Below are 3669 nucleotides of genomic sequence, written 5' to 3'. Positions count from 1 at the left end.
CGGATCATGCCTGTGGATCCTGTCCGCGCGATCGTTGGCGAGGAGGCGACGCGGGAGGTCTACATGAATGTCTACCAGCAGCTCGGCCTCGACAAGCCGATGTGGCAGCAGTTCCTGTTCTACCTGCGCGATGTCGCCACGCTGGATTTCGGCACCTCGCTGAGAACCGGACAGCCGGTGCTCGACGACATCCTGCATGTCCTGCCCGCCACGATCGAGCTGGCGACCTTCGCCATCCTCATCGGCGCCGGGCTCGGCATCCCGCTCGGCGTGCTCGCCGCCGTCAAGAAGGACCGCTGGCAGGACCACGCGATCCGCGTCTTCAGCCTGACCGGCCACTCGATGCCGATCTTCTGGACCGGGATGATCGGCCTGCTGGTCTTCTACGCCGCGCTCGGATGGGTCGGCGGCGCCGGGCGGATGAGCCAGTTCTATATCGGCCTCGTCCCCGACCGCACCGGCTTCCTGCTGATCGACAGCGCCCTGGCCGGCGAATGGGAGGTGTTCCGCAGCGCCGTCAACCACCTGATCCTGCCCGCCTCGCTGCTCGGCTATTCCTCCTCGGCCTATATCACCCGGATGACGCGCAGCTTCATGCTGGACCAGATCAACCAGGAATACGTCACCACCGCGCGGGTCAAGGGCCTCTCCGAGCGCAAGACCATCTGGAGCCACGCCTTCGGCAATATCCGCGTCCAGCTCGTCACCATCGTCGCGCTGGCCTATGGCGCGCTGCTCGAGGGCGCCGTGCTGATCGAGACGGTCTTCGCCTGGCCCGGCTTCGGCCAGTACCTGACCTCGGTGCTGAGGATGGGCGACATGAACGCGCTGATGACCTGCGTGCTGCTGGTCGGCGTCATCTTCATCGCGCTCAACCTGGTCTCCGACCTGCTCTACCGCGTATTCGACCCGAGGACCCGATGACCATGCTCCATTCCGAGACCGGCCGCGCTGGCGCCCGGCTCCGCCTGCCGCAGGGCCTCGCCGCCTTCGGCAACATCCTGAAATTCCTCTGGAAGAGCCCGACCTCGGCCTTCGGCCTGATCGTCCTGGGCTTCCTTGTCGCCACCGCGCTGCTGGGCCCGCTGCTGGCGCCCTACGACCCCTATGCGCAGGATCTGCAGAACACGCTGCAGGCGCCCTCGGCGGCGCACTGGTTCGGCACCGACGAGCTGGGCCGCGACATCCTCTCGCGGCTGCTCTTCGGGGCGGCGATCACGCTGAGGATCATCTTCCTCGTCACCATCGTCGTCGGCCCGATCGGCATGGCGGTGGGCACGGTGGCGGGCTATTTCGGCGGCCGCGTCGACACCGTGCTGATGCGGATCACCGACATCTTCCTCAGCTTCCCCTCGCTGATCCTGTCGCTGGCCTTCGTCGCCGCGCTGGGGCCGAGCCTCAACAACGCGATCATCGCCATCTCGCTGACCGCCTGGCCGCCGATCGCGCGGCTGGCGCGCGCCGAGACGCTGACCTTCCGCAAGGCCGACTACATCTCGGCGGCGCGGCTGCAGGGCGCCTCCTCGGCGCGGATCATCTGGAAATCCATCGTGCCGATGTGCCTGCCCTCGGTGATGATCCGGCTGACGCTGAACATGGCGACCGTGATCCTGACCGCCGCCGGGCTCGGCTTCCTCGGGCTCGGGGCGCAGCCGCCGATGCCCGAATGGGGCGCGATGATCGCGACCGGGCGGCGCTACATGATCGACAGCTGGTGGCTCGTGACCTTCCCCGGCCTCGCCATCCTCATGGTCTCGCTCGCCTTCAACCTTCTCGGCGACGGGCTGCGCGACGCGCTCGATCCCAAGCAGATGAACCGGAGGTGACCATGTCCGACCCGATCCTCGAGGTCGAGGACCTCACGATCCGCTACCGCGGCGCGCCCGGCCCCGCCGTGCGCAATGTCAGCTTCACCCTGGGGCGCGAGCGGCTGGGCATCGTCGGCGAATCCGGCTCGGGCAAGTCGACCGTCGGCCGCGCGCTCCTCAAGCTGCTGCCGACCGCCGACATTACCGCCAAGCGCCTGCAGTTCCGCGAGACCGCCCTCCTCGAGGCCGGCGAGAAGCAGATGCTCGACATCCGCGGCAACCGCATGTCGATGATCCTGCAGGACCCGAAATTCTCGCTGAACCCGATCCGGCGCTGCGGCGAGCAGATCGCCGAGGCCTACCTGACGCATTTCCGCTGCTCGAAGCGCGAGGCGAAGGCCCGCGCCCTGGCGATGCTGGAGGCCGTGCAGATCCGCGACCCGCACCTGGTCTACGACCGCTACCCGCACGAGGTCTCGGGCGGGATGGGCCAGCGGATCATGATCGCGATGATGCTGCTGGCCGAGCCCGAGCTGGTGATCGCCGACGAGCCGACCTCGGCGCTCGACGTCACCGTGCGGCTCGAGGTGCTGAAGATCCTCGACGATCTGGTGCGCGAGAAGGGCATCGGGCTGATCATGATCAGCCATGACCTGAACCTGGTCCGCAACTTCTGCGACCGGGTGCTGATCATGTATGCCGGGCGGGTGGTCGAGACGCTGAAGGCGGCCGATCTGGACCGCGCCGAGCATCCCTATACCCGCGGCCTGCTGGCCGCCCAGCCCCGCATCGGCGGCAGCCGCGCGCCGCTGCCGGTGCTGGAGCGCCGCCCCGAATGGACCCGGCCGACGGAGGAGACCGCATGAAACCGGTGAAGGTGGAAAACCTGTCGATGAGCTTCGGCCTCGGCGCCGCGGCGGTGAAGGTGCTGCCGGACGTCTCCTTCGACGTGGCGGCGGGCGAATGCTTCGGCCTGGTGGGCGAGAGCGGCTCGGGCAAGTCGACGATCCTGCTCTGCGTGTCGATGCTGCTCTCCACCTGGAGCGGGCAGATCTCGATCGGCGGCCAGTCCGTGCGCGGCATGAGCGTGGCCGAGCGCTGCCGCAGCCTGCAGATGGTCTTCCAGGACCCCTACGGCTCGCTGCATCCGCGCCAGTCGGTGCGCACCACCCTCTCCGAGCCGATCCGCATCCACCGGATGGGCGACATGGAGGACCGCATGGCGCAGGCGATGACGGATGTCGGCCTGCCGGTGTCGTTCCTCGACCGCTTCCCCCACCAGCTCTCGGGCGGGCAGCGCCAGCGCGTCGCCATCGCCCGGGCGCTGATCCTCGAGCCGCATGTGCTGCTGCTCGACGAGCCGACCTCGGCGCTCGACGTCTCGGTGCAGGCCGAGATCCTCAACCTGCTGCAGCGGCTGCAGGCGGAGAAGGGCTTCACCTACCTGATGGTCAGCCACGACCTGGCGGTGGTCGACCACATGTGCGACCGCTTCGCGGTGATGCAGCGCGGCGAGGTCACCGAGATCCTCCCCCGCGAGGCGATCCCCGGCAACGGCGCCACCCATCCCTATGCCCGCCAGCTGATCGACGCCTCGCTGGCCTACGAAAGGGCGATCTAGCCCCGCAGAGCCGGACCGCAGCGCCGCGCGGAAAGCATCCGCGCGGCGCTTCCGCGTCTCCGCCCCGGCCAGGCCCGAACCCCGGCCGCCCGCCCGCACCAGCCCCGCGGCCCAGCCCAGCCCGAGCCCCGCCGCCCAGCCAGCCCCCGGAACAGCGCCCCGACAGCAGCCGGTCCCCGCCCCGCCACCGCCATGCCAGCGGCCAGACAGACGCGCTGGCCCGACCGCCCGGACCCCGGG

Annotated in this window: 4 protein-coding genes; all 4 read left to right on the top strand. The window is 69.2% G+C overall.

The window, feature by feature from the left end; translation table 11 throughout:
- On the top strand, window positions 1–924 hold a 924-nt coding region (locus tag FGX59_RS36210; RefSeq protein ID WP_240722876.1), incomplete at its 5' end, for an ABC transporter permease.
- Complete coding sequence (gene nikC, locus FGX59_RS36205) at window positions 921–1826, top strand: nickel transporter permease (RefSeq protein WP_171061015.1); 906 nt, start codon at window positions 921–923, stop codon at window positions 1824–1826. The genes FGX59_RS36210 and nikC, both read left to right, overlap by 4 nt.
- Before the next feature lie 2 nt (window positions 1827–1828).
- A complete protein-coding gene (locus tag FGX59_RS36200; RefSeq protein WP_138473390.1) occupies window positions 1829–2674 on the top strand; it encodes an ABC transporter ATP-binding protein in 846 nt (281 codons plus the stop codon).
- A complete protein-coding gene (locus tag FGX59_RS36195; RefSeq protein ID WP_138473389.1) occupies window positions 2671–3429 on the top strand; it encodes an ABC transporter ATP-binding protein in 759 nt (252 codons plus the stop codon). The genes FGX59_RS36200 and FGX59_RS36195 overlap by 4 nt, the downstream gene beginning before the upstream one ends.
- The last annotated feature ends 240 nt before the right edge of the window (window positions 3430–3669 follow it).

The organism is Poseidonocella sp. HB161398, from assembly GCF_005870025.1.
In the GTDB taxonomy this organism is placed as follows: Bacteria; Pseudomonadota; Alphaproteobacteria; order Rhodobacterales; family Rhodobacteraceae; genus Mangrovicoccus.
Note: the sequence above shows the minus strand (reverse complement) of the source record. Positions and strands in the feature narration are given on the sequence as shown.

Bases quoted from the DNA above. Each gene is read 5' to 3' on its own strand.
- nikC (WP_171061015.1), top strand. From the start codon at position 921: ATGACCATGCTCCATTCCGAGACCGGCCGCGCTGGCGCCCGGCTCCGC.
- FGX59_RS36200 (WP_138473390.1), top strand. From the start codon at position 1,829: ATGTCCGACCCGATCCTCGAGGTCGAGGACCTCACGATCCGCTACCGC.
- FGX59_RS36195 (WP_138473389.1), top strand. From the start codon at position 2,671: ATGAAACCGGTGAAGGTGGAAAACCTGTCGATGAGCTTCGGCCTCGGC.